The sequence below is a fragment of the Nocardiopsis coralli genome, assembly GCF_014892575.1.
Taxonomy (GTDB): domain Bacteria; phylum Actinomycetota; class Actinomycetes; order Streptosporangiales; family Streptosporangiaceae; genus Nocardiopsis; species Nocardiopsis coralli.
In genome coordinates this window covers 41,071-63,486 of the sequence record NZ_JADBGI010000022.1, presented here as the reverse complement: position 1 = coordinate 63,486, position 22,416 = coordinate 41,071, and the positions used below count along the sequence as shown (strand labels likewise).

Annotated in this window: 18 protein-coding genes and 1 tRNA gene; 5 read left to right on the top strand and 14 right to left on the bottom strand. The window is 72.0% G+C overall.

Features of this window, described 5'->3' with window-relative positions:
• Positions 1–37: 37 nt before the first annotated feature.
• Together IDM40_RS21560 and IDM40_RS21555 are read left to right on the top strand one after the other, a co-directional pair.
• The gene (locus IDM40_RS21560; RefSeq protein WP_193123852.1) at positions 38–1,423 is read left to right on the top strand and encodes an ADP-ribosylglycohydrolase family protein; all 1,386 of its coding nucleotides are present in this window, start codon (positions 38–40) and stop codon (positions 1,421–1,423) included.
• The gene (locus IDM40_RS21555; protein WP_193123851.1) at positions 1,420–3,453 is read left to right on the top strand and encodes an SUMF1/EgtB/PvdO family nonheme iron enzyme; all 2,034 of its coding nucleotides are present in this window, start codon (positions 1,420–1,422) and stop codon (positions 3,451–3,453) included. Before IDM40_RS21560 ends, IDM40_RS21555 begins: the two co-directional genes overlap by 4 nt.
• Positions 3,454–3,574: 121 nt before the next feature.
• On the opposite strand, the gene IDM40_RS21550 is transcribed toward IDM40_RS21555, so the two are convergent.
• Positions 3,575–3,648 (bottom strand) — tRNA-Pro (locus IDM40_RS21550).
• A gap of 376 nt (positions 3,649–4,024) precedes the next feature.
• On the opposite strand from IDM40_RS21550, the gene IDM40_RS21545 reads away from it, so the two are divergent.
• A complete protein-coding gene (locus tag IDM40_RS21545) occupies positions 4,025–5,476 on the top strand; it encodes an amidohydrolase family protein (RefSeq protein WP_193123850.1) in 1,452 nt (483 codons plus the stop codon).
• A gap of 62 nt (positions 5,477–5,538) precedes the next feature.
• On the opposite strand, the gene IDM40_RS21540 is transcribed toward IDM40_RS21545, so the two are convergent.
• The 7 genes from IDM40_RS21540 to IDM40_RS21510 all read right to left on the bottom strand — a co-directional run bounded on the left by IDM40_RS21540 (position 5,539) and on the right by IDM40_RS21510 (position 13,033).
• Positions 5,539–6,282 carry an SDR family NAD(P)-dependent oxidoreductase gene (locus IDM40_RS21540; protein ID WP_193123849.1) on the bottom strand — a complete coding sequence of 248 codons (744 nt, stop codon included), beginning with the start codon at positions 6,280–6,282 and terminating at the stop codon, positions 5,539–5,541.
• 309 nt (positions 6,283–6,591) lie between these two features.
• Positions 6,592–7,614, bottom strand: a complete 1,023-nt coding sequence (locus IDM40_RS21535) for a zinc-dependent alcohol dehydrogenase family protein (RefSeq protein WP_216631127.1) — start codon at positions 7,612–7,614, stop codon at positions 6,592–6,594.
• Positions 7,615–8,045: 431 nt separating this feature from the next.
• Positions 8,046–8,375, bottom strand: a complete 330-nt coding sequence (locus tag IDM40_RS21530; protein ID WP_193123848.1) for an L-rhamnose mutarotase — start codon at positions 8,373–8,375, stop codon at positions 8,046–8,048.
• Between the two features lie 9 nt (positions 8,376–8,384).
• Entirely contained in the window at positions 8,385–9,449 is a 1,065-nt protein-coding gene (gene rhaS, locus IDM40_RS21525; RefSeq protein WP_193123847.1) for a rhamnose ABC transporter substrate-binding protein, read from the bottom strand.
• Positions 9,446–10,522 carry an ABC transporter permease gene (locus tag IDM40_RS21520; protein ID WP_193123846.1) on the bottom strand — a complete coding sequence of 359 codons (1,077 nt, stop codon included), beginning with the start codon at positions 10,520–10,522 and terminating at the stop codon, positions 9,446–9,448. The genes rhaS and IDM40_RS21520 overlap by 4 nt, the downstream gene beginning before the upstream one ends.
• Positions 10,512–11,558 (bottom strand): ABC transporter permease, encoded by a 1,047-nt coding sequence (locus IDM40_RS21515; protein WP_193123845.1) that lies wholly within the window; start codon positions 11,556–11,558, stop codon positions 10,512–10,514. The genes IDM40_RS21520 and IDM40_RS21515 overlap by 11 nt, the downstream gene beginning before the upstream one ends.
• Positions 11,555–13,033, bottom strand: a complete 1,479-nt coding sequence (locus IDM40_RS21510) for a sugar ABC transporter ATP-binding protein (protein WP_193123895.1) — start codon at positions 13,031–13,033, stop codon at positions 11,555–11,557. The genes IDM40_RS21515 and IDM40_RS21510 overlap by 4 nt, the downstream gene beginning before the upstream one ends.
• Positions 13,034–13,364: 331 nt before the next feature.
• On the opposite strand from IDM40_RS21510, the gene IDM40_RS21505 reads away from it, so the two are divergent.
• Complete coding sequence (locus IDM40_RS21505; protein WP_193123844.1) at positions 13,365–14,420, top strand: LacI family DNA-binding transcriptional regulator; 1,056 nt, start codon at positions 13,365–13,367, stop codon at positions 14,418–14,420.
• Between the two features lie 29 nt (positions 14,421–14,449).
• Here IDM40_RS21505 and IDM40_RS21500 read toward each other — a convergent pair whose 3' ends face one another.
• Positions 14,450–15,265 carry a class I SAM-dependent methyltransferase gene (locus IDM40_RS21500; RefSeq protein ID WP_193123843.1) on the bottom strand — a complete coding sequence of 272 codons (816 nt, stop codon included), beginning with the start codon at positions 15,263–15,265 and terminating at the stop codon, positions 14,450–14,452.
• Positions 15,266–15,330: 65 nt separating this feature from the next.
• On the opposite strand from IDM40_RS21500, the gene IDM40_RS21495 reads away from it, so the two are divergent.
• The gene (locus IDM40_RS21495; RefSeq protein ID WP_193123842.1) at positions 15,331–15,813 is read left to right on the top strand and encodes a GbsR/MarR family transcriptional regulator; all 483 of its coding nucleotides are present in this window, start codon (positions 15,331–15,333) and stop codon (positions 15,811–15,813) included.
• 56 nt (positions 15,814–15,869) lie between these two features.
• On the opposite strand, the gene IDM40_RS21490 is transcribed toward IDM40_RS21495, so the two are convergent.
• From IDM40_RS21490 to IDM40_RS21470, 5 genes are all read right to left on the bottom strand, one after another.
• The gene (locus IDM40_RS21490) at positions 15,870–17,342 is read right to left on the bottom strand and encodes a rhamnulokinase (protein WP_328807089.1); all 1,473 of its coding nucleotides are present in this window, start codon (positions 17,340–17,342) and stop codon (positions 15,870–15,872) included.
• Positions 17,339–19,441 (bottom strand): bifunctional aldolase/short-chain dehydrogenase, encoded by a 2,103-nt coding sequence (locus tag IDM40_RS21485; RefSeq protein ID WP_193123841.1) that lies wholly within the window; start codon positions 19,439–19,441, stop codon positions 17,339–17,341. Before IDM40_RS21485 ends, IDM40_RS21490 begins: the two co-directional genes overlap by 4 nt.
• Entirely contained in the window at positions 19,429–20,610 is a 1,182-nt protein-coding gene (rhaI, locus tag IDM40_RS21480; RefSeq protein ID WP_193123840.1) for an L-rhamnose isomerase, read from the bottom strand. Before rhaI ends, IDM40_RS21485 begins: the two co-directional genes overlap by 13 nt.
• Before the next feature lie 635 nt (positions 20,611–21,245).
• Positions 21,246–21,869, bottom strand: coding sequence for a phosphoribosyltransferase (locus IDM40_RS21475; RefSeq protein WP_193123839.1), 624 nt, complete (start codon positions 21,867–21,869; stop codon positions 21,246–21,248).
• A 164-nt stretch (positions 21,870–22,033) separates the two neighbouring features.
• On the bottom strand, positions 22,034–22,390 hold the full coding sequence (locus tag IDM40_RS21470; RefSeq protein WP_193123838.1) for a VOC family protein: 357 nt from the start codon (positions 22,388–22,390) through the stop codon (positions 22,034–22,036).
• Between the last annotated feature and the right edge of the window lie 26 nt (positions 22,391–22,416).

Genomic DNA, 22,416 nt, shown 5'->3' with positions numbered 1-22,416 from the left:
GTCCGGCGCGACCGCGAAGGAGAGGAGTGGGGCCTGTATGAGGCTCACCTGGGCCCGGCCCGAGGACCTGATCGCACACGAACTCGTGCAGTCCGAGGCCGAGGGACGGGACGTCGGCAGGTTCCGCGACCTCTGGGTGGCCGCCGGCGGGGACCCCGTCCCACCCGTGAGCGGGGCGGGCCCGGCCCCGGCCTCCGCCCGGCTGCGGGCGCTGGCCCGCGACCTGCTCGACCAGCTCGACGCCCTGCCCCGGCCCGACGACCACTGCAGCCCCGACGGCTGGGCCCGGATCCAGGCGGTGCTGCCGACCGCTTCCCCACCGGCGCCCGCCTCCCGGGCGGCGGTGCCCGACGGCCTGGGGCGGCGCCTCCACGGCGCCTGGACCGGGCGCGCGGCGGGGTGCCTGCTCGGCAAGCCCGTGGAGAAGATCCCCCGTGAGGGCATCGAGGAGATCCTGCGCTCCACCGGCCGCTGGCCCCTGGACCGCTGGTTCACCGCCGTCGGTCTGCCCGCCGACGTGGCCGCCCGGTGGCCCTGGAACCGGCGCAGCGCGAGCACCTCGCTCGAGGAGAACATCGACGGCATGCCCGAGGACGACGACCTCAACTACCCGATGCTCTCCCTCACCCTCCTCGAGCGGCACGGGCGCGGATTCACCACCGACGACGTCGCCGCGCTCTGGCTCGACCTCCTGCCGGCCGGCCGCACGTTCACGGCCGAGCGGGCGGCCTACCGCAACATCCTCGACGCCCGCCCCGTCCCCGAGACCGCCACCCGGCACAACCCGTTCCGCGAGTGGATCGGTGCGCTCATCCGCGCCGACGTGTACGGGTGGACGAACCCGGGCGACGTACACGCGGCAGCCTGCCTGGCCTGGACCGACGCGCGCCTGAGCCACACCCGCGACGGTGTGTACGGGGCGATGTGGGCGGCCGCGCTGGCGTCGGCGGCGATGGTCGCCGAGACGGCCGAGGAGGTGCTCGACGCCGCGCAGGCCGTCGTCCCCGTCGGGGGCCGGCTCGAGGACGCGATCCACCTCGGGAGGGACGCGGCCCGCGAGGGCGACGTCCGGGCGGGGCTCGACAGGCTGCACGCGGCCTACGGCGACCTGCACTGGGTCCACGTGCTCAACAACGCCGCCACCATCGCCCACGCCCTCGCACGGGGCGCGGGCGAGTTCGGCCCGAGCGTGTCGATCGCGGTCACGGCCGGGTGGGACACCGACTCCGCCGCGGCCACCGTCGGCGGGGTGGTGGGCGCGCTCCGCGGTACCGAGGGCATCGGCGCACCGTGGACCGCGCCCATCGACGGACGCATCGCCACCTCGCTGCCCGGCGGTGAGCGGCGCATCGACGACCTGGCCGCGCGCACCCTAGCCCTCACCGGCCCCGCACCGGCCACGACCGACCCGAGGACCCCATGAACTCCCCGTTCGACCCGCTCGTCCCGCGCCCCATCGACCGTCCCACCGAGGTGCCGCTGGAGGAGGGCCCGTCCTCGGAGCGGCTCGCCGAGCTGGACGACGCCAAGATCCTGGCGGGCCCCGAACGGCCCGCCGACCGTCCCGCGTGGCGCGCACGCCTGCACGCCTGGCGCGAGGACGCCCGCGCGCGGCACCGCTACGACGGTTCGGCGTACAGGCACCCGGGGGCGGCGTGGGCGGCGCGCTGCCGGACGGTGGCCCAGGTGTGGCTGTGGGACGAGCTCCTCTACTCGTTCGAGGAGCACCGCTTCACCCCCGAACGGTTCCTGGCCGATGCACGTGAGCGGTTCGGCGGGCTGGACGCCGTGGTGCTCTGGCACGCCTATCCGGTGATCGGCCTCGACGACCGCAACCAGTGGGACCTCTACCGGAACGTGCCGGGCCTGGCCGGGCCCGACGGCCTGGTCGCGGCGCTGCACGCGGCCGGGGTGGGCGTGTTCGTCGACTACAACCCCTGGGACGTGGGCACACGCCGAGGGGAGGACGACGGCACCGAACTCGCGGCGCTCGTGGCCGACCTCGGGGCCGACGGCGTCTTCCTGGACACCCTGAAGAAGGCCGACCCGGGGCTGGTGGAGCGCCTGAACGCCGCCCGCCCGGGGATCGTGCTCGAGGGTGAGTCCAAGCTGCCGGTCGAGCAGATCGAGGACCACGCGCTGTCCTGGGCCCAGTTCTTCGCCGACTCCCCCGTCCCGGGTGTGCTGCGCGCGCACTGGTACGAGCGGCGCCACATGCAGCACCACGTGCGCCGGTGGCACCGCGATCACACCGAGGAGCTCCAGTCGGCGTGGCTCAACGGCGTGGGTGTCATGGTCTGGGAGGTCGTCTTCGGGGTCTGGGTGGGCTGGTCCCGCCGCGATGCCGCGACCCTCAGCCGCATGTCGGCCGTGCAAAGGGCCGCGGACGAGCTGCTGTCGGAGGGGGAATGGACCCCGCTCGCTGAGCTGTCGGCCGGGGCCGAGCGGGCGGGCGTGTACGCCTCGCGGTGGGAGCTGGACGGGCTCACGCTGTGGACCCTCGTCAACCGGGGCGAGCACGACCACACCGGCCCCGTGATCCCGGAGGGGGCGGGCCCGGGCGGGGCGCTGTTCGACCTCACCGGCGGCGGACGCCTGTCCGGGGCCGGACACACGAGGGTGCCCGGCCGGGGCGTGGCCGCTCTCCTGCACGTGGCCGAGGGTGTGCCCGAACCGGCGTGGCTCCCGGGGCTGCTGGAGGAGCTCGCGCGGCTCCCGCACGAGCCCGACGCGCGTTTCCCGCACCGCCTGGCCCGCCGGGTGGAGCCTTCACCTGCCGGGCCGCGCGGTTCCCACGTCCCGGATCCGGACGCCGTCGTCGTGCCGGCCGGGCCCTACGTGCTGACCGTGCGATACCGGGCCCGGGAGACCGGCATGTACCAGGGGGCGCCCTACGTCGACGAGTGGAAGCCGCTGCCGCCGCGCCTGCACGACCCGCGCACCCTCCAAAGGGACGGGGAACTCACCTGCCCGGTGGCGGTCTCCGCGCACGAGGTGACCAACGCCGAATTCGCCGCGTTCCTGGACGAGACCGGGTACGCCCCGGCGCCGGCACACCGGTTCCTCGCGCACTGGAGCGACGGCCGACCCGCACCGGAGACACGGGGCGAGCCCGTCACCTTCGTCGACCTCGGCGACGCCCGCGCCTACTGCGCCTGGCGGGGCGGGCGCCTGCCCACGGAGGACGAGTGGCAGCTCGCGGGGGAACAGGGCGGGCTGCGCCGGGGCGAACCCGCAGTGTGGAACTGGACCGAGAGCGAGCACAGCGACGGCCGGACCCGTTTCGCCATGCTCAAGGGCGGCAGCGACCACGTGGCCGAGGGTGCGCAGTGGTACGTCGAGGGCGGGCGCCGCTCCCCCGAGTACTCCGTCAAGCTCCTGCTCCTCGGGCTGGGCCAGGCGCGGGGCGCGACCGTCGGTTTCCGCTGCGCGTGGGACCTGCCGCACGGGTAGCCCGAGGGTCGGGGCGTGCGCGAGTAGAGGGCGGCGCGGGTTCACCCCACCTCTACCCCACCGGGGTAGCAGAAAAGGGCCCACCGGATGGTGGACCCTTCGATGACCTGCTGTTCTTCTGTCGGGACGGCGGGATTTGAACCCACGACCCCTTGACCCCCAGTCAAGTGCGCTACCAAACTGCGCCACGTCCCGTGATGGCCGCGCTGGCACCGTTTCCGGCGCCGCCGACGGGTTGACTCTATCGCATCCGCAGCGGTGATCGGACATCGGGAGCGCGGGCCGGGCGGGCCCGGATGCGGGGTGTGCCCGGGGTTCCCGCGGTGGAGCGGGCGAGGATCACCACACAGGTCGCGGCCGCGGTCGGGAACTCCCCCGCGGGCGCACCATGCGTGTGCGCCGGGATCGCCCTCCACAGGGGGCTCGTGTGCACCAAGGGCATCGGAATCCCCGTGGCCACCGTGGTTGACAGTGGCCCGCCGGGCAACAGAGGTTGAAAAACAGCGCATATGTTCAACAAATGGACGAACTGTCCGACGCTGTACACAACCACCCGAGGAGTTCCCCCAGGATGAGCGAGAACAGCCGGTTCGAGCGCGGACGCCCCGTCGTCCTGCGCGGTGGCACGGTGCTGCCCATGGACGACGCCCGCACCGTCCTCCCCCAGACCGACGTCCTCGTCGTCGACGACCGTGTCGTGGCGATCGGCCGCGACCTGGACGTTCCCGACGGTGCCGCCGTCATCGACGCGACCGACGGCATCGTCATGCCGGGCATGATCGACACCCACCGCCACATGTGGCAGACCGCGATGCGCGGGTACGGGGCCGACTGGACCCTCACCCAGTACTTCGTCTGGTACTACATGGAGGGCGGCAAGCTCTTCCGCCCCGAGGACATCCACGCCGGCAACGCCCTCGCCGCCGTCGAGGCCCTCGAGGCCGGCGTCACCACCGTCGTGGACTGGTCGCACGGTCTGCAGACGGTCGACCACGCCGACGCGGCCGCCGACGCCCTCGAGTCGGTACCGGGCCGGCACGTGCTGGCCTACGGAAACATCCAGGCCCAGCCGGGCGAGTGGGCGACCGACCCGGCCTTCCGCGACTTCGTGCGCCGCCGTTTCGACGGCGACCGGGACATGCTCGACATCCAGATCGCCTTCGACGTCACCGGCGACCCGGAGTTCCCCGAGAAGCCCGCCTTCGAAGCCGCCCGCGAGCTCGGCCTGCCGGTGACCACCCACGCGGGTGTGTGGGGCGCGACCGGCGACGACTCGATCCGGCTCATGCACGAGCACGGGTTCATGACACCCGAGACCGTCTACGTGCACGCGGCGTCGCTGTCGACCGACTCCTACCACCGCATCGCCGCGACCGGCGGCAGCGCCTCGGTCTCCACCGAGAGCGAGCAGAGCGCCGGCCAGGGGTACCCGCCCACGTGGAAGCTGCGCGAGCACGGCATCCCGGTGTCGCTGTCGATGGACACGAGTGCCTGGTGGAGCGGTGACCTGTTCTCCGCGATGCGCTCCACCCTGGGCGCCGACCGCTCCCGCGAGCACCTGGAGGCGCAGTCGCGCGGCGAGACCGTCACGCACGCGTCGCTGCGCGCGGACCAGGTCGTGGAGTGGGCGACCCGCGGCGGCGCCGCCGCGCTCGGCCGCGGCGACGACCTCGGCCGGATCAGCCCCGGCGCCAAGGCCGACCTGGTACTCATCAAGAACGACCACTCCCCGGTCTCGTTCCCGATGCTGAACCCGTACGGCCACGTGGTCTTCCAGGCCCAGCGCGGCGACGTGCACACGGTCATGGTGGACGGGCGTGTGGTCAAGCACGAGCACCGCCTGGTCGACACCGACCTGGCCACGATCCGCCGGAACGTGGAGTCGACCATCGACCACCTGCGCGACAAGCTCGGCGACGAGGAGTGGGCCAAGGGCATGAACCCCGACATCCCCGAGACGAAGATCCTCGACAACCCGTACTCCTACACGGACTACAAGAGCGCGTCGACGCACGGCGGCTGAGCCACCGGACTTCGTGAGGGGGCCCCGGGCTCGTTCCGAGGGCGCCCCTCCTTCTGCCGTGCTCAGTACATCTTGATCCTGCCGCCGTCGGCCATGAGGGTCTGGCCGGTCATGTACTTGGAGTCGTCCGAGAGCAGGAACGCCACGATCGGCGCGACGTCGGTCTCCGGGTCACCGAAGCGGCCGAGCGGCACGCCCTTGAGCGACTCCTGGTATAGCTCCGGGTACGCCTTGCTCCACGCCTCGACGCCCTCGGTCTTGGCCATCGGGGACACCACGTTCACACGGATGCCGTCGCCGGCCCACTCGTTGGCGACCACGCGCGAGAGACCGCGGATGGCCTCCTTCGCGGCTGCATAGGCCGCCTGTGTCGGTTGTCCGGAGATCCCTGCCCCCGAGCCGAAGTTCACGATCGATCCGCCGGACCCGGACAGGTGCGGGTGGGCCGCGAGCATGAAGTTGCGCGTCGCGATGAAACCGGTCGAGAACGACAGGTCCCACATCTCCTGCGTGAGTTCGAGAAAAGGCGCCTGCCGCGAGGCGTGCGCGTTGTTGACCAGGCCCGTCAGTGCGCCGAAGCGCTCGACCGCCGTGCGGACCGCGAGCTCTGCGCTCTCCTGAAGTCCGACGTCTGCCTGGATGAACGCCACGTCGCTGCCGTGTTCGGCCTCGAGCTCCGCCCCGGCCTCCGCATCGACGTCGACCGCGACGACCTTGGCTCCACGCCGGGCGAGGACACGTGATACCGCACCACCGATCCCGGCGGCACCTCCCGTGACGATGACGATCTGCCCTTCGAGCTGCATGGCATCTTCTTTCCAGCCTGGCCATGCAAGCGTGTGCACCGGCGCGGCGCCTCTCACGCAGTGCGGGCAAGACACACGTGCAGGCCTCGGCGAAACCATCGGGAACGTCGGTCGATGGCGAGACGATGCTGCGACCATCGACGACGACGCAGGCGAATTCCGACAAAGAGGACTGATCAGGGGCACCGATCATGATGCCCCTCCGGAGAGCAACACTATGCCCCTCAATGCCACCTTGCTTCATGAGCGGTGCAACCCCGCCCACCGAGCGCACCGGGGTAGAACCTGCCCGATCAGCGCACCGGTGGGTCACAACGTCAGGAACGCCTTGATCGACCGGCGCTCGTCCATCGCCGCGTACCCCTCCGCCGCCTCTTCCAGCGGCAGGCTCAGGTCGAACACCCTCCCGGGGTCGATCTCGCGGTCCCAGATCCGCCGAACGAGGTCGGGCAGGAACCGCCGCACCGGGGCCGGCCCTCCGTGAAGGTGCACGGTCGAGAAGAACAACGGCCCGCCCGGCAGCTCCACGTCGTGCGAGACACCCACGTACCCGATGTGGCCGCCGGGCCGTGCGGAGTCGATGGCCTGCATCATCGACTCCTGGGTGCCCACCGCCTCGATGACGCTGTGCGCACCGAGCCCGCCGGTGAGTTCGCGGACCTTCTCGACACCGGCCTCCCCGCGCTCCTCGACGATGTCCGTGGCCCCGTAGAAGCGGGCCAGCTCCTGCCGGTCCGCGTGGCGCGACATCGCGATGATGCGTTCGGCCCCCAACTCCCGCGCGGCCAGCACCCCCATCAGCCCGACCGCGCCGTCGCCCACCACCGCGACGGTCCGGCCCGGGCCCGCGTCGGCGGCGACGGCGCCGAACCAGCCGGTACCCAGGACGTCGGAGGCGGCGAGCAGCGAGGGGATCAGCTCCGGCCCCGGGTGTTCCGGGGTACGCACGAGGGTCCCGTCGGCGTGGGGGATGCGGGCGCGCTCGGCCTGGGTCCCGATGCTCTCGGCCACGAAGGTGCCGTGCACGCACTTGGACTGGTAGCCGGCCCGGCAGATCTCGCAGGTGTTGTCGGAGATGACGAACGAACCCACGACGAAGTCGCCGACCTCGAGTTCCCGCACCGCCGATCCCACTTCTTCGACCACACCGACGTATTCGTGGCCCATCACCTGGTGGTCGGCGGGGTCGAACCCCCGGTAGGGCCACAGGTCCGACCCGCAGATGCAGCTCGCGGAGACCCGGATGACCGCGTCGGTGGGTTCCTCGATCTTCGGGTCCTCGCGTTCCTCGACCCGCACGTCGCCGGGCCCGTACATCACGACACCGCGCATGTTTCCCCCTCGGGTTCCGGCGCGGCCCGCCACGGCGCGGCGGGGCGCCCTCCGGCCACCGTAGGCGCGCACCACCGACCCCTGTGAACCCCCTGACGGAACCGCTGACCAGCCTTTACCGCCCAGTGCCCCACCGCCCGTGCGCCGGAACCCGGTTGAGGCCGGTACCGCGGGTACGGCAGGCTCGGCCCGTGGACCCCCGACACGACGGACCCCCGCGGCTCCACGATCTCCGTTGGAGCGAGATCGACCCCCGCAGCCACCCCTTCGACCCCGCGACCGCACGCGCCGAGGTCGGTGCCCTGGCCCCGGCGGCGCACGACACACGGACCCGGGCCCGGGCCCGTAGCTCGCCGTCCCGGGGCCCGCGGCCCGGCGCGCAGAAGGCCCGCGGCCCGGTGCGCGGGGGGTCGGCGCACCGGGCCGCCGGTTCAGTGCAGGTGGAAGATCTCCGTCAACGGAACCATCTCCTCGTCGGCACGGCCCTCCATGGGTTCGAAGAGCGGCGCCATCTCGGCCTGCCACAACGCGTTGACCTCGGTCTCGGCCATGGCGGCGCGGGCCCGGTCGAAGTCGTCGGTCTCCAGGTACCCGATCACCGTGCCGCGGCCGTCGCTGAACAGCGAGTAGTTGCGCCAGCCCGCGGCGGTCAGGGCCTCGCGCATCGACGGCCACACACGCGCGTGGCGCTCCTCGTACTCGGCCAGCCGCTCGGGGCGCACCCTGAGGACGAAACAGACCCGCTGGGTCGCGGTGCTCAACACGGCCCCCTAGAAGTCGTGGTCGTCGATGTTGTCGGCGTCGAAGACCAGGGGCGGGCCCAGGACGAGTTCGCCGTCGGTCTCGAAGGTGTACTCGCCCAGGTCGCCGGCGGTGAAGGTCTCGCCCTCCGCACCGGTGATCTGGCCGGTCTGCAGCGCCGCACCGGTGTACCCGGCGAGGTAACCCAGCTCGTGCGGGTCCCAGAGCGCGAACTCGTCGACGGTGCCGTCCTCCACGAACTCCTGCATCTGGCTCGGCTCACCGAGACCGGTCACGACCAGCTCGCCCTGGTACTCCGAGTCGCTGACGTAGCGCGAGGCCGCGGCCAGGCCGACCGTCGTGGGCGAGACGACCGCGTCCAGGTCGGGGTGGGACTGCACCAGGCCCTGCATCTCCTGGAAGGACTCCAGGTCGTCGTCGTTGCCGTAGACCGTGTCGACCAGCTCGAGGCCGGAGTACTGCTCGTCGTCGAGGATCTGCTCCATCTCCTCGATCCACGCGTTCTGGTTGGTGGCGTTGGGGGTGGCCGACAGGATCGCGAACTCGCCCTCGCCGTCGAGCTGCCCGTCGACCATGTCCACCAGGGCCCGGCCGATGAGCTCGTTGGAGGACTGGTTGACGAACACGTCGGTGCAGTTGGCATCGGAGTCGTAACCGACGATGACCGCGCCGCCGTCACGGGCCTCGTTCAGGGCCGGACACACCGCGTCGGGGTCGTTGGCGGCGATGACGATGACGTCGCTGCCGGCCTGGCCCGCGGCGTTGATGTACTCCACCTGGGAGTCGGCGGTGGCCTCGGTGGCGCCGCGTTCGGTGGCCTCTCCCCCGAGCTCCTCGACGGCCTCGGTACCGCCGGCGTTGACCAGGTCGAAGAAGGGGTTGTTGAGCTGCTTGGGCAGGAAGTCGACGGCCAGGCCCTCGGGGATCTCCGCGTCGGGGTCGGCGGTTCCGGTGGGCCCGCCGGCGCCCTCGTCCTGGGCGTCGTCGATGGTGGTGCCGCCGCAGGCCGCGGTCATCAGGACGGCGGCGGTGAGGGCTCCGAGGGGGAGGAAACGCGCTCGCGGGTCGGTCATGGTGTCTCTCCGTCGTGTGTCGGGGGTCGGGGGACGGTCGGGACTCGTGTGGGGGCGGGTGTGCGGCGCCGCCGTCTCAGGGACGCGACGAGGTTGGGGCCGACGACCGAGGCGATGAGGATCAGACCGGTGACGATCTGCAGCACGTCGCCGCTGACGCCGAGCAGTTGGAGGGCGTTGCGCACGGTGCCCAGCAGCAGGACGCCGCTCATCACACCGAGCACCGTTCCGACGCCGCCGAAGATCGACACCCCGCCCAGGAGCACGGCGGCCACGACCTGCAGTTCCAGGCCGAACGCGGTGTCGGCGCGGGAGGTGCCGTACTGCAGGGTCCAGAAGACGCCCGCGCCCGAGGCGACGGTCCCGCTCAGGGTGAAGAGCCAGAACTTGGTGCGCTTGACCGCCACCCCGGTGAACCGTGCGGCCTCGGTGTTGTTGCCGATGTCGTACAGGGAGCGGCCGATGCCGGTGGCGTGCAGCAGCACGGCGAACAGGGCGGCCATGGCCAGGATCGCCACGGCGATCCAGGGCAGCCCTTCGATGCCCAGGAAGGGGGCGCGGGCGCCGCTGACCCAGTCCTGCGGGTAACTGGCCACGGCTCGGTCGCCCAGCAGGACGTAGGCCAGGCCCCGGTACAGAGCCATGGTGCCGATGGTCACGGCCAGTGAGGGCAGTCCGAGCACGGTGACGAACAGGCCGTTGAGGGCGCCCAGGGCCGCTCCGAGCAGGAGGCAGATCAGCAGGGCGGTCTCGATGGGGACCCCGGCCTCCCACAGGGCCCCGAGGGTGGCGCTGCTCAACGCCAGGGTGCTGGCCACCGACAGGTCGATCTCGCCGGTGATGACGATGAGGGTCATGGGCAGCGCCATGAGGGCGATCGCGGCGACGCTGAGCAGCAGGAACCCCATGTTGCGCCCGGTCGCGAACATGTCGAGGAACAGCGAGGCGAAGACCAGGGAGACCAGGAGCGCGGCCACGACGGGGCTCTCGCGGGCCGAGAGCAGGGCGCGCACTCGGCCGGGCCAGGCGGCTGCGTGTTCCCGGGCCGCGGGGGCGGTGCGTTCAGGGGCCATGGGTGCCTCCTCCGAGCTTGCGGGCGTTGCGCAGGGCCAGGAGGCGGTCCAGGCCGATCGCGGACAGGATGAGCGCGCCGACCACGGCCTGGTGCCAGAACTGGTCGATCTGCCAGATGGGCAGGGCCGCGGTGATGGTGGTGAGCAGGACGGCGCCGAGCGCGGCCCCGTAGACGGTCCCGACGCCGCCGGCGATGGCGACGCCGCCGACCACGGCCGCGGCCACGACCTCCAGTTCCATGCCGAAACCGGCGGTGGAGTCGACCGTTCCGTAGCGGGCGGTGAAGAGCACCCCGGCCAGCCCGGCGAGAGCACCGTTGGCGGCGAAGGCGGCCACGACTCGGCGTCCGACGGAGATCCCGGACAGCCGTGCGGCCTCGGCGTCGGAGCCGATGGCGTAGAGCTCACGGCCCGACCGGTAGCGGGAGAGGTAGAAGCCGAAGGCCACGACGACCACGACCGCGACGGCCGCGGGCAGGGGGACGCCGAGCACGCTGATCCGGCCCAGGGCGAGGAAGGACTCGGGCATCTGGTGGGCGTTGACCTGGCCGCCGTCGGCCCACCAGTGGCCCAGGCCCCGGTAGGCGTACAGGGTGCCCAGGGTGACCACGAGCGCGGGCACCTGGACGGTGGCCACCAGCACGCCGTTGGCCAGGCCGCACAGGGCCCCGATACCGACGCCGGCGGCCATGGCCAACGGGACGGGGATCTCGGGGAAGGCGGCGAACAGGCTCGCGGTGCCGAAGGCCGACAACCCCATGACCGAGCCGACGGAGAGGTCGACGTTCTTGGTGATCAGGACCAGGGCCTGGCCCACGGCGAGCACGGAGAGCACCGTCGCGCCCAGGAACAGGTCGCGCACGCCCTGCTGGGAGAGGAAGCCGGGGTTCTGGAACCAGGTCCCGGCGATGAGCAGGACCACGGCCAGCAGCACGCCGAGTTCGCGTACCTGGCGCCGGCGGCGTGCACGGCCCGCCCCCTGTTCGGGGGGTGGACCCTCGGGGCGGGCCCCGGTGGGAGCTGTCGTCGTTGTCATCGCAGGGCCTCGCGGGGTGGTTGTCCGGTGGCGGCGTACATGACCGATTCCTCGTCGGCCTCGTCGCGGTCGAGCTCGGCGGTGATGCGGCCCTCGTGCATGACCAGCACCCGGTCGGCCATGCCGAGGACCTCGGGGAGTTCGCTGGAGACCATGACCACGGCCAGCCCGTCGGCGGCCAGGGCGGACAGCAGGCGGTGCACCTCGGCCTTGGTCCCGACGTCGATCCCGCGGGTGGGTTCGTCGACGAACAGGACGGAGGGGCCGGTGGCCAGCCACTTGGCGAGCACGACCTTCTGCTGGTTGCCGCCGGAGAGCGTGGAGACGGGATCGGTGAGCCGCCCGTACTTCAACTGCAGAGGTTCGCCCCAGCTGCGGCAGGCCTCGTCCTCGGCGCGTGAGCTGAGCAGGCCCAGCCGGCTGAGCGCGCTGCGGCGGGTGGAGGTGGCGTTGCGGGCGATGGAGGACTCCATGACCAGCCCCTGTTCGCGCCGGTCCTCGGGGACCAGGGCCAGGCCGGCGGCCATGGCGGCCTTGGGGCTGCCCTGGGCGAGGGGGACCCCGTCGACGCGGACGCTGCCGGCGTCGTAGCGGTCGACGCCGAAGAGGGCGCGCACGACCTCGCTGCGGCCGGCTCCCACGAGCCCGGCGAGCGCGACGATCTCGCCGGAGCGGACGGTGAAGCCGATGTCCTCGAAGACACCGTGCCGGGTGAGCCCCTCGACCTCCAGGAGGGTGTGGCCGGCCTCGGTCTCCTGTTTGGGGTAGAGCGTCTCGACCTCGCGGCCGACCATGCGCTGCACGACGGTGTCCACGTCCAGGTCGGCGGCGGGGTCGCAGGAGACGAAGGCCCCGTCGCGTACGACGGTGATGCGGTCGCACAGGGCGAAGACCTCGTCGAAGCGGTGGGAGATGAAGAGCAGGGCCACACCCTGGTCGCGCAGGGTGCGGGCGACGGTGAAGAGGCGTTCGGCCTCGACCGAGGACAGGGCGGCGGTGGGTTCGTCCATGACCAGGACCCGTGCCTGCCGGGTGAGGGCCTTGGCGATCTCCACGAGCTGTTGGTCGGCGATGGACAGGCCGCGGGCGGGCCGGTCCGGGTCGACGGGCACGCCCAGGCGGGTGAAGACCTCGTCGGTCTCGCGGCGCATGCGGGCACGGTCGATGGTGCGCAGCCGGGTGCGGGGTTGGCGGCCGATGAAGATGTTCTCGGCCACCGAGAGGTCGGGGAAGAGCGTGGGTTCCTGGTGGATGACGGCGACGCCGGCCCGTTGGGCGTCGGCGGGGCGGGTGAAGGTGACGGGGGCTCCGTCTGCCTGGATCCATCCGGCATCGGGGCGGTGCACCCCGGCGATGGTCTTGACCAGGGTCGATTTTCCGGCCCCGTTCTCTCCGACGAGGGCGTGGATCTCCCCGGAACGCAGCTCCAGGGACATCCCCCGCAGGGCTCGCACGCTCCCGAAGGACTTGGCCACCCGGACCAACTCCAGCGGCGGGGGCGCCGGTGGCGACTGTTGCGGCACGAGAGGTCTCCACGTGTGAGGGAGGGGCGCCCATGGGCACCCTCAAAACGTTTTAATCAGAAACGAATGTTAAGTGGGGCACATGGGTCCGTCAAGTGCGTCACGCACGATCGATGCAGGGAAGCGACCCTTCCGGCACCTGGGGCGAACCGGTCGCCGGGCCGCACCCTCCGCGGGGTTTCGGGTATAACGGTTTGAGACGTTTCAAGATTTCGGAGGGCACGGCGCCGGCCGACGGATCCGGCCGGCTCCTCCCCCCGCACGCACACAGCACGGAGCCCCCTTGCCCAAGAGCACGAACCGGACCTCCGGACCGAACCGGACGGGTATCACGCAGGTCGCCGCGCACGCAGGGGTGTCCCCCGCGACGGTCTCCAACGTGCTCAACCGGCCCGAGCTGGTGGCCGAGGCGACGCGGACCAAGGTGCAGGAGGCGATCTCCGAGCTCGACTACGTGCGCAACTCCTTCGGCAGCAGCCTGCGTTCGGGGCGCAGCACCTCGGTGGGGCTGCTCGTGCTGGACGTGACCAACCCCTTCTTCACCGAGGTCGCCCGCGGCATCGAGGAGGAGGCGGCCGAGTCCGGCCTGGCCGTGGTCCTGCTCAACTCCGCGGAGTCGCCCGAACGCCAGCGCCGCAACCTGCGCCTGCTCGCCGAACAGCGCGTGGCGGGGGCCGTGGTCATGCCCGTCGACAACGACCTGTCCGACCTGCTGTGGCTGCAGCGCCAGGGCGTGCACTGGGTGGCCCTGGACCGCGGCGACGTGCCCGAGGACGTGGGTTCCAGCGTCAGCGTCGACAACCGGGAGGGCGGCCTCGCGGCCGGACAGCACCTGCTCGCGCTGGGGCACCGGCGCGTGACCTTCCTCGGCGGCGCCTTCGCCATCGAGCAGGTGCGCCTGCGCTACGAAGGGCTGCGCGCCGCCTTCGACGAGGCCGGCCTGGACCCCGACGAGCACGTCGAGCTGGTGAGCCTGTCCCAGCTCAACGCCCACCAGGGCGAGCGCGCGGTCGACCAGGTGCTGCTCGACGGTGCCGGGCGGCGTACCCGCGCGGTCTTCTGCGCCAACGACCAGATCGCCCTGGGTTTCATGAAGGGCCTGGGCAAGCGCGGACTGCGGGTGCCCGACGACGTCTCCGTGGTCGGCTACGACGACCTGTCCGTGGCCGACATGGTGCACCCCGGACTGACCACCGTCGCCCAGCCCAAGTACGAGCTGGGCCGGGCCGCGATGCAGCTGCTGAGCGCGCAGATGGACGGCTCCGAGCAGTCCTACGAACGCCGGATCTTCCGGCCCCGCCTGGTCATGCGCGACTCCACCTGCGCCCTGCGGGACTGACCGCCGCGCCGCCCACGGGCAGGGTGCCCCTAGAACCGGAACCGCACGATGCGCATCGAGCGTTTCATGCCCGGGACCAGGTTCAGGAGCCGGTACATGCGCCGCACGTTCGCGGGCGCCTTGGCCATCAGCTCCGGGGCGTCGTACATCGGCACCTCGTCGACGTACTCCATCCGCGGGTGCCAGTCGGCCAACGCGGCCGGGTCGTCGAAGCCGGAGTGGAACCGGGCCCCGTACTTGCGCAGCGTCGGGTCCCATTTCGAGCTGCGCCGCGTCCAGACCGGCACCGTCTCGAACTGCAGCCGGCCGGTGGGGAACGCGTCGACGATGCCGGTCAGCAGCGTCCGGAGGTCGGGTTCGGCCAGGTAGGGCACCAGCCCTTCGGCGATCATCAGCACGGGCCGGCCGCGGGGAACCGAGTCCAGCCAGGTCAGGTCCGTGACGCTGGAACCGATCAGGGTGTGGTGCTCGCGCGGCGGCAGGAGCCGGCGCCGCAGTTCGACGACGTCGGGGTAGTCGAGGTCGAACCAGTCGACCGTGGCGGGCGGGTCGATCCGCTGCACCCGGGTGTCGAGCCCGCAGCCCAGATGCAGCACCACCGCGTCGGGGTGCTCGGCGAGGAACGCCCGGGCCCAGTCGTCGTGGGCCTTGGCACGCACCGCGGCGACCAGGCCGACCTGGCTCCTGCCTGATCTGCGCCGGTCGTAGTCGGGGTCGAGGCGGCGCATCACCTGCTCGGCGTGCCGGTCGCCGAGGATCGGATCCGGGAGCCGGTTGTCCAGTGCTTTGGCCCGGAGTACGGGACCGAGGGTCTGCTGCACTCCGCGGAGTTCGGTCTCTTCCATGGAACGATGCTACGCTGACTTCACGAATTTTGTGAAGTACTTGAATTCAACGGGGAGGGACTGCGATGACGCGGGCCGACGACGAGGCCGTCACGGACTTCCGGGAACGGTTCGCGCAGATCATGGTCGAATCCGGCATGCCCCGGACGGCCGCGCGTGTGTACTCGGCGCTGCTGGTCACCGACTCCGGGAAACTGTCGGCCGCCGAGCTCGCCGGACAACTGGGCGTCGGCGCACCCGCGATCTCCGGGGCGGTCAAGTACCTGGTGCAGGTCCGCCTGGTCGAACGCGGCCGCGAACCCGGGACCCGGAACGCCTACTGCCGGGTCCACGAGCACACCTGGCACCGCTACATCAGCCAGTCCGACCCGGTCCTGCTCCAGGTGCAGTCCGGTGCCGACGAGGGCGTCGCGATCCTGGGCGCCGACTCCCCGGCCGGGCGGCGCCTGGACGAGACCCGCCGGTTCTTCGCCTTCATGCGCGAGGAGATCAGAGAATCCATGGCCAAGTGGCAACGGCTCCAGGCCGCCGAACACGAACGGGACTGAACGGGCCCCTCGGGACGAGGTCGGACGGGGGCGGACCCGCCCGAGAGGCCGCGTTCTCAGACCAACCGGCGCTCGGCCGCCTCCCAGGGGGCGGTCGCACCCTCGGGACGGTACGTGTGCACCGCGAAGGAGTCACCGACGACCCTGCGCAGGTCCCACAGGTCACCGTCCAGGGCACCGACCGCGCGGGCCTGCACCAGCAGGTTGCCGACCGCCGTCGCCTCCGCCGGTCCCGCCACCACCGGAAGGCCCGTCGCATCGGCGGTCAGCCGGCACAGCAAGGTGTTCCGCGCTCCCCCACCGACCACGTGCACCACCTCGACACCGGCACCGCTGAGCTCGGCCGCCCGGCGCACCGCCCTGCGGTAGGCCAGCGCGAGGGAGTCGAACACACACCGGGCCACCTCGGCGTCGGTCTCCGGTGGCCGCTGCCCGGTCTCGGCCGCGTAGGCAGCGATGCGGGCCGGCATGTCCCCCGGGGGCCGGAACCGCGCATCGTCGACGTCGACCACGCAGGACAGCGCGGGCACACGCGCGGCGCGTTCCAACAGGCCGTCCAGGTCGACCTCCGTGCCGCGTTCCTTCCACACCCGCAACGACTCCTGCAACAGCCACAGACCGGTGACGTTGCGCAGGTAACGCACGGTGCCGTCCACGCCGAGCTCGTTGGTGAAGTTCTCCGCCCGCCCCTGTTCCGTGCGCACCGGAGCGTCCAGTTCGACCCCCACCAGCGACCACGTACCCGAGGAGATGTAGGCGAACGTGCGCCGCTCGGCCGGCACCGCGGCCACGGCCGAAGCCGTGTCGTGCGAACCCACCGCCACGAGCGGGGCACCGGAAGCCGGCCCGGCGGCGGGGCCGAGGTGGCCGACCACCGTCCCGGGCGCGACGATCCGGGGCAGCAGATCGGCGGCCGGAACCCCGTGGCGGTCGCGGAGCAGGTCCAGGCAGCGCTGCGACCAGTCCCGGGTTCCGGCGTCGACCATCCCGGTCGTGGAGGCGTTGGTCAGCTCGGCCACGCGCTCGCCCGTGAGCCAGTGCCCGAGCAGGTCGGGCAACAGCAACAGGTCGCGCGCCGAGGCCAGGTGGGCGCTCCCGGAAGCCGCCACGAGCTGGAACAGGGTGTTGAAGGGCTGCACCTGCAACCCGTTGACCGCGTACAGCTCCTCGGCCGGCAGGTCCTCGAAGACCCGCTCGGCCGCCCCGTCGGTCCGGTCGTCCCGGTAGTGGACCGGGTTGCCCACCAGTTCCCCGTCGGCGTCGAGCAGCCCGTAGTCGACCGCCCAGGAGTCCACACCCACCGAGGCCGCGCCCCCGTCCGCAGCGGCCGCGCGCAGGCCCGCGAGGATCCCCGAGTACAGCGACAGAACGTCCCAGTGCAGGCGCTCGCCGTGTGCCGTGGGCACGGGCACCGGACCGTTGGGGAACCGGGCGGCTTCCTCGGTGTGCAGCAGCCCGCCCTCCAACCGGCCGGCGACCACACGCCCGCTGGAAGCGCCCAGGTCGACGGCCACGTGCGGGGCGCTCACCGCAGGAAGGCGGCCGCGACACCGCCGTCGACGGGCACGAGCAGGCCGGTGGTGTGCGACAGCTCCCCCGACGTCAGCACGTGCACGGCGTTGGCCACGTGCTCGGGCAGCACCTCACGGCCCAGGATCGTGCGCTTGGCGTAGAACGCACCGAGGTCCTTCTCCTCCACCCCGTAGACCGCGGCGCGCTGGGCACCCCATCCCCCGGCGAAAATGCCCGACCCGCGCACGACCCCGTCCGGGTTGACGCCGTTCACGCGGATCCCGTGCTCGCCCAGCTCGGCGGCGAGCAGGCGCACCTGGTGGGCCTGGTCGGCCTTGACCGAGGAGTAGGCGATGTTCTTGGGCCCGGCGAAGACGGCGTTCTTGGAGGCGATGTAGACGATGTCGCCGCCCATGCCCTGCGTGGTCATCATCCTGGCCGCCTCACGCGAGACCAGGAACGAACCCTTGGCCATGACGTCGTGCTGCAGGTCCCAGTCGCGCTCGGTGGTCTCCAGCAGGGGCTTGGAGATCGACAGCCCGGCGTTGTTGACCACCAGGTCCACGCCGCCGAAAGCGAGGGCGGCCTGTTCGAGGGCGCGGGTGACGGCGCGGGCGTCGCTGACGTCGCAGGCCACACCCACGGCGGTGTCGGCGGAACCGATCTCCGCGGCCGCCTTCTCGGCCTGTTCGGCGTCCAGGTCGGCCACGACCACGCACGCCCCCTCGCCGGCCAGGCGTTCGGCGACGGCCCTGCCGATGCCGCTCGCTCCGCCGGTCACGAACGCGACGCGGGTGGCCAGGGACTTGGGTGCGGGCTGGCGGCGGAGCTTGGCCTCCTCCAGCGACCAGTACTCGATGCGGAACTTCTCCGACTCGTCGATGGGCCGGTAGGTGGACAGCGCCTCGGCCCCGCGCATGACGTTGACGGCGTTGACGTAGAACTCGCCGGCCACGCGCGCGGTCTTGGCGTCCTTGCCGAAGGTGAACATGCCGACGCCGGGCACCAGCACGACGGCCGGGTCGGCGCCGCGCATGGGCGGGCTGTCGGCGTCGGCGTGCTCCTCGTAGTAGCGCCGGTAGTCCTCCCGGTAGCGCACGTGGAGCTCGCCCAGGCGCTCGACGACCTGTTCCAGGGGCGCGGTCGCGGGCAGGTCGAGCACGAGCGGGCGGACCTTCGTGCGCAGGAAGTGGTCGGGGCAGGAGGTGCCCAGGGCGGCCAGCCGGGGGTGCTCGGCGCGTGCGAGGAAGTCGAGGATCTCCTCGGTGTCGGTGAAGTGGCCGACCTGGGCGCGGTCGGTGGAGGCCAGGCCGCGCACGGTCGGGGCGAGGGCGGCCGCACGGGCCCGGCGCTCCTCCTCGGGCAGGGGCTCGTAGCCCTCGAGCGCGGGGCCGAACGGCTCGGGGCGGCCGTGCTCGGCGATGAAGCGTTCGGCGGTGCGGATGACCTCGAGGGAGTGGTCCTGGCATTCCTGGCTGGTCGCGCCCCAGGTGGTGATGCCGTGGCCGCCCAGGACCGCGCCGATGGCACCGGGGTTCTCCTCGGCGATGCGGGCGATGTCCAGGCCGAGCTGGAACCCGGGGCGCCGCCAGGGCACCCAGACCACACGGTCGCCGAAGCACTCGCGAGTGAGGCGTTCGCCGTCGGCGGCGGTGGCCAGGGCGATACCGGAGTCGGGGTGCAGGTGGTCGACGTGGGCGGCGCGCACGAGGCCGTGCATGGCGGTGTCGATGGAGGGCGCCGCGCCGCCCTTGCCGAAGAGGCAGTGGTCGAAGGCGGCGACCATCTCGTCCTCGCGGTCCTCGCCCGGGTAGACGTCGACGAGAGCGCGGAGGCGGTCCAGGCGCAGGACGGCCAGGCCGTCCTCGGTGAGGGTGCCCAGGTCGCCGCCGGAGCCCTTGACCCACAGGAGTTCGACGGGGCCGCCGGTGACGGGGTCGGTGCGGGTTCCGGCGGCGGAGGTGTTGCCGCCGGCGAAGTTGGTGTTGCGCGGGTCGGACCCGAGGGTGTTGCTGCGCTCGACGAGTTCGGCGACGACGCGTTCGGTCACGGGGTTCCCCTGTTCGTGGTGGTCGGGCGCGGTGGGGTCGGAGGGGCCGGTGTTCACGCGCCCCACCCGGCCTGGGTTCCGCCCTTGCGTTCGGCGGCGGCGCGTTCGGTGTAGCCGGAGCGCCGGTGGGCGGCCATGGGGTCGGGGTCCAGGCCCTGTTCCTCGCGGAGTTCGGCGAGCAGGGGGCGCACGTCGGTGTTGAAGGCGTCCATGAGCACGGCGTTGGCGCCGAGCACGTCGCCCTCCTGCTGGGCGGCGGCGAGTTCTGCGGTGTCGATGAGCAGGGCCTTGGCGGTGGCCTCCTGCACGTTCATGACCGAGCGGATCTGGCCGGCGATCTTGGGTTCGATGTTGTGGCACTGGTCGAGCATGAACGCGACCTCGGAGTCCTCGTCGAGGGCGCCGCCGCGCACGACCTCGTGCATGATCCGGAAGAGCTGGAAGGGGTCGGCGGCGCCCACCATGAGGTCGTCGTCGGCGTAGAAGCGCGAGTTGAAGTCGAAGGAGCCGAGCTTCCCCGAGCGCAGGAGGAAGGCGACGATGAACTCGATGTTGGTGTGCGGGGCGTGGTGGCCGGTATCGACGCAGACCACGGCCCGTTCGCCGAGCTCGAGGCAGTGGGCGTACGCGGTGCCCCAGTCCGGGACGTCGGTGGAGTAGAAGGCGGGTTCGAAGAGCTTGTACTCCAGCTGCAGGCGCTGGTTGGTGCCGAGGCGGTCGTAGACGCTGTGCAGGGCCTCGGACAGGCGGTCCTGGCGGGTGCGCAGGTCGTCCTGGCCGGGGTAGTTGGTGCCGTCGGCGAACCAGAGCTTGAGGTCGCGGGAGCCGGTGGCGTCCATGACGTCGACGCACGCGTGCAGGTGGTCGAGGGCCTTGCGGCGCACGGCGGGGTCGGGGTTGGCGACGCTGCCGAGCTTGTAGTCGTCGTCCTGGAAGACGTTGGCGTTGATCGTGCCGATCCGGACGCCGAGGTCGCGGGCGTGGTCGGCGAGCGCGGCGTAGTCGTCGACGCGGTCCCAGGGGATGTGGAGCGCGACGGTGGGTGCGGCGCCGGTGTGGCGGTGGACCTCGGCGGCGTCGGCGATCTTCTCCCAGGGGTCGCGCGGGACGCCGGGCTGCCCGAAGACCTTGAAGCGGGTTCCGGAGTTGCCGAAGGCCCAGGAGGGCAGTTCGATGCTCTGCCGGCGCAGGACGGTGCGGGCCAGGTCGCGGGGGTCGTGGTGCTCTGTGGCCACGGTGGGGCTCCGTTCGGGGGCGGCGCGAGGGTGTTGAATCGTTTTATGAGAACGTCGGGAGCAAGTTACCCACGACACACACAGAGCGTCAAGAGCCGGTCGGATGAAGGGTTGAATCCCAGCTCATCCGCCGGTGAATCGTTTTCAGAAACGGGGGCACCTTGACGTTGTAGATCTAACCCCAAGAGCCCAGGCACGCTCGATCGCAGGCGCGAGCGCCGTCAAGCGCCGAGTCGAACGGGTACGCACCCACCTCGCGCACAGGGAGACGTGCACGTCGGCGGGGATACAGGAATCACGCTTCGTATGGGGAACTCGCCGGTGCTCGCGCCCCACACGAAGCGTCCTTGGGGGCGCGCCCAGCGCAAAACCCGGGGTCGGGCGCTACACGAAACACCCTTGGGGGCGCCCCAGCGGGAAAACCGGAGGCGCGCGTCCTTGGGCAGGGCGCGCTACCCGAAACATCCTTGGGCGGGCGCGCCGCGAAGGGGGCGACGTGGAGGAACGGAGGACGAGCCGCCCAGCGTGCACGGTCGTGGGGACGGGGCCACGAACGCGCCTCGAGAGGGCACCGCGCAAGGACGGAACGCCCTCGGACGGACGGTGACCAGGGACCTGGCGTTCTCGGGGACGTCCTAGGGCGCGCCGGCGAGGAACCGCCGCACCTCGTCATCGGCGACCTGCGTGAAGTCCTCGTACCACTCCCCCACCGACCGGAACCCGTCGGGCACCGACACCGCGACGACCTGCTCGCACAGGTCGGTGGGCGCGGCGTCGGGGGCGCGCACGGGCACGGCCAGCACGAGCGAGGCGGCGCCCCTCTCCCGCAGATGGCCCAGGGCCGCGCGGGCGCTCATCCCGGTGGCGAGGCCGTCGTCGACCACGATCACGTCGCGGTCGCGCACCTCGGGTTCGTCGGCGCCTCCGCGGTAGATCTCGACCCGGCGCTGGGCCTCGCCCTGTTCCACCGCGACCGCGTCGGCCAGGTCGTCCTCGTGGAGCCCGATCCGTCCCAGGGAACGCCGGTTGAAGATCGGCGGACCCTGGGCGGTGGTGGCGCCGACGGCGACCTCGGGGCTGCCGGGGACGGGGATCTTGCGCGCCACGACCACGTCCAGGGGCGCGTCGAGGCGGCGGGCGACCGGGACGGCCACGGGCACTCCCCCGCGCGGCATGGCGAGCACGACGGGCCGGTGCCACTCCTGTGCGGCCAGCTCGTCGGCCAGGCGTTCACCCGCCTCGAGTCGGTCTCGGAACACCGTCCTCACCTCAGCCCTCGTCGGTCGCCGTACAGGGCCGCAGCGGTGCGTCCCCTGCACGGAGCGCTACCCGCACGCGGCCCGCACCTACCCTCCGCCCCCGTGTCGACGCAGGTCAGCGAGGGTCCGCAGCTGCCGCGCCGGCGGACCGTCCCCCGGTGTGCCTACCGGTCGTCCAGGGGCTCGATGACGCAGAACTCGTTGCCCTCGGGGTCGGCCAGGACCACGAGGAGATAGCCCTCCTCCTCGAAGAACGGGCGCAGCACGCGGGCGCCGAGTCCCGTCAGGCGCTCGGTCTCGGCACGGGCGTCCTCGACGTGCAGGTCGAGGTGCATGCGGTTCTTGCCCTGCTTCGGTTCGGGGACCTGCTGCAGGAGCAGCGGCGGGAACCTGCCCTCGGGGTCGGAGAGGGTGAGGTAGGGCGAGTGGTCGCGCTCGGCGGCGCGCATGCCCAGCGCGGCGGACCAGAACCGCGCGGCCCCCTGCAGGTCGCAGGTGTCGAGCACGTAGTTCATGCGCATGGACGGCCCTCCCCAGGGCGTTGCGT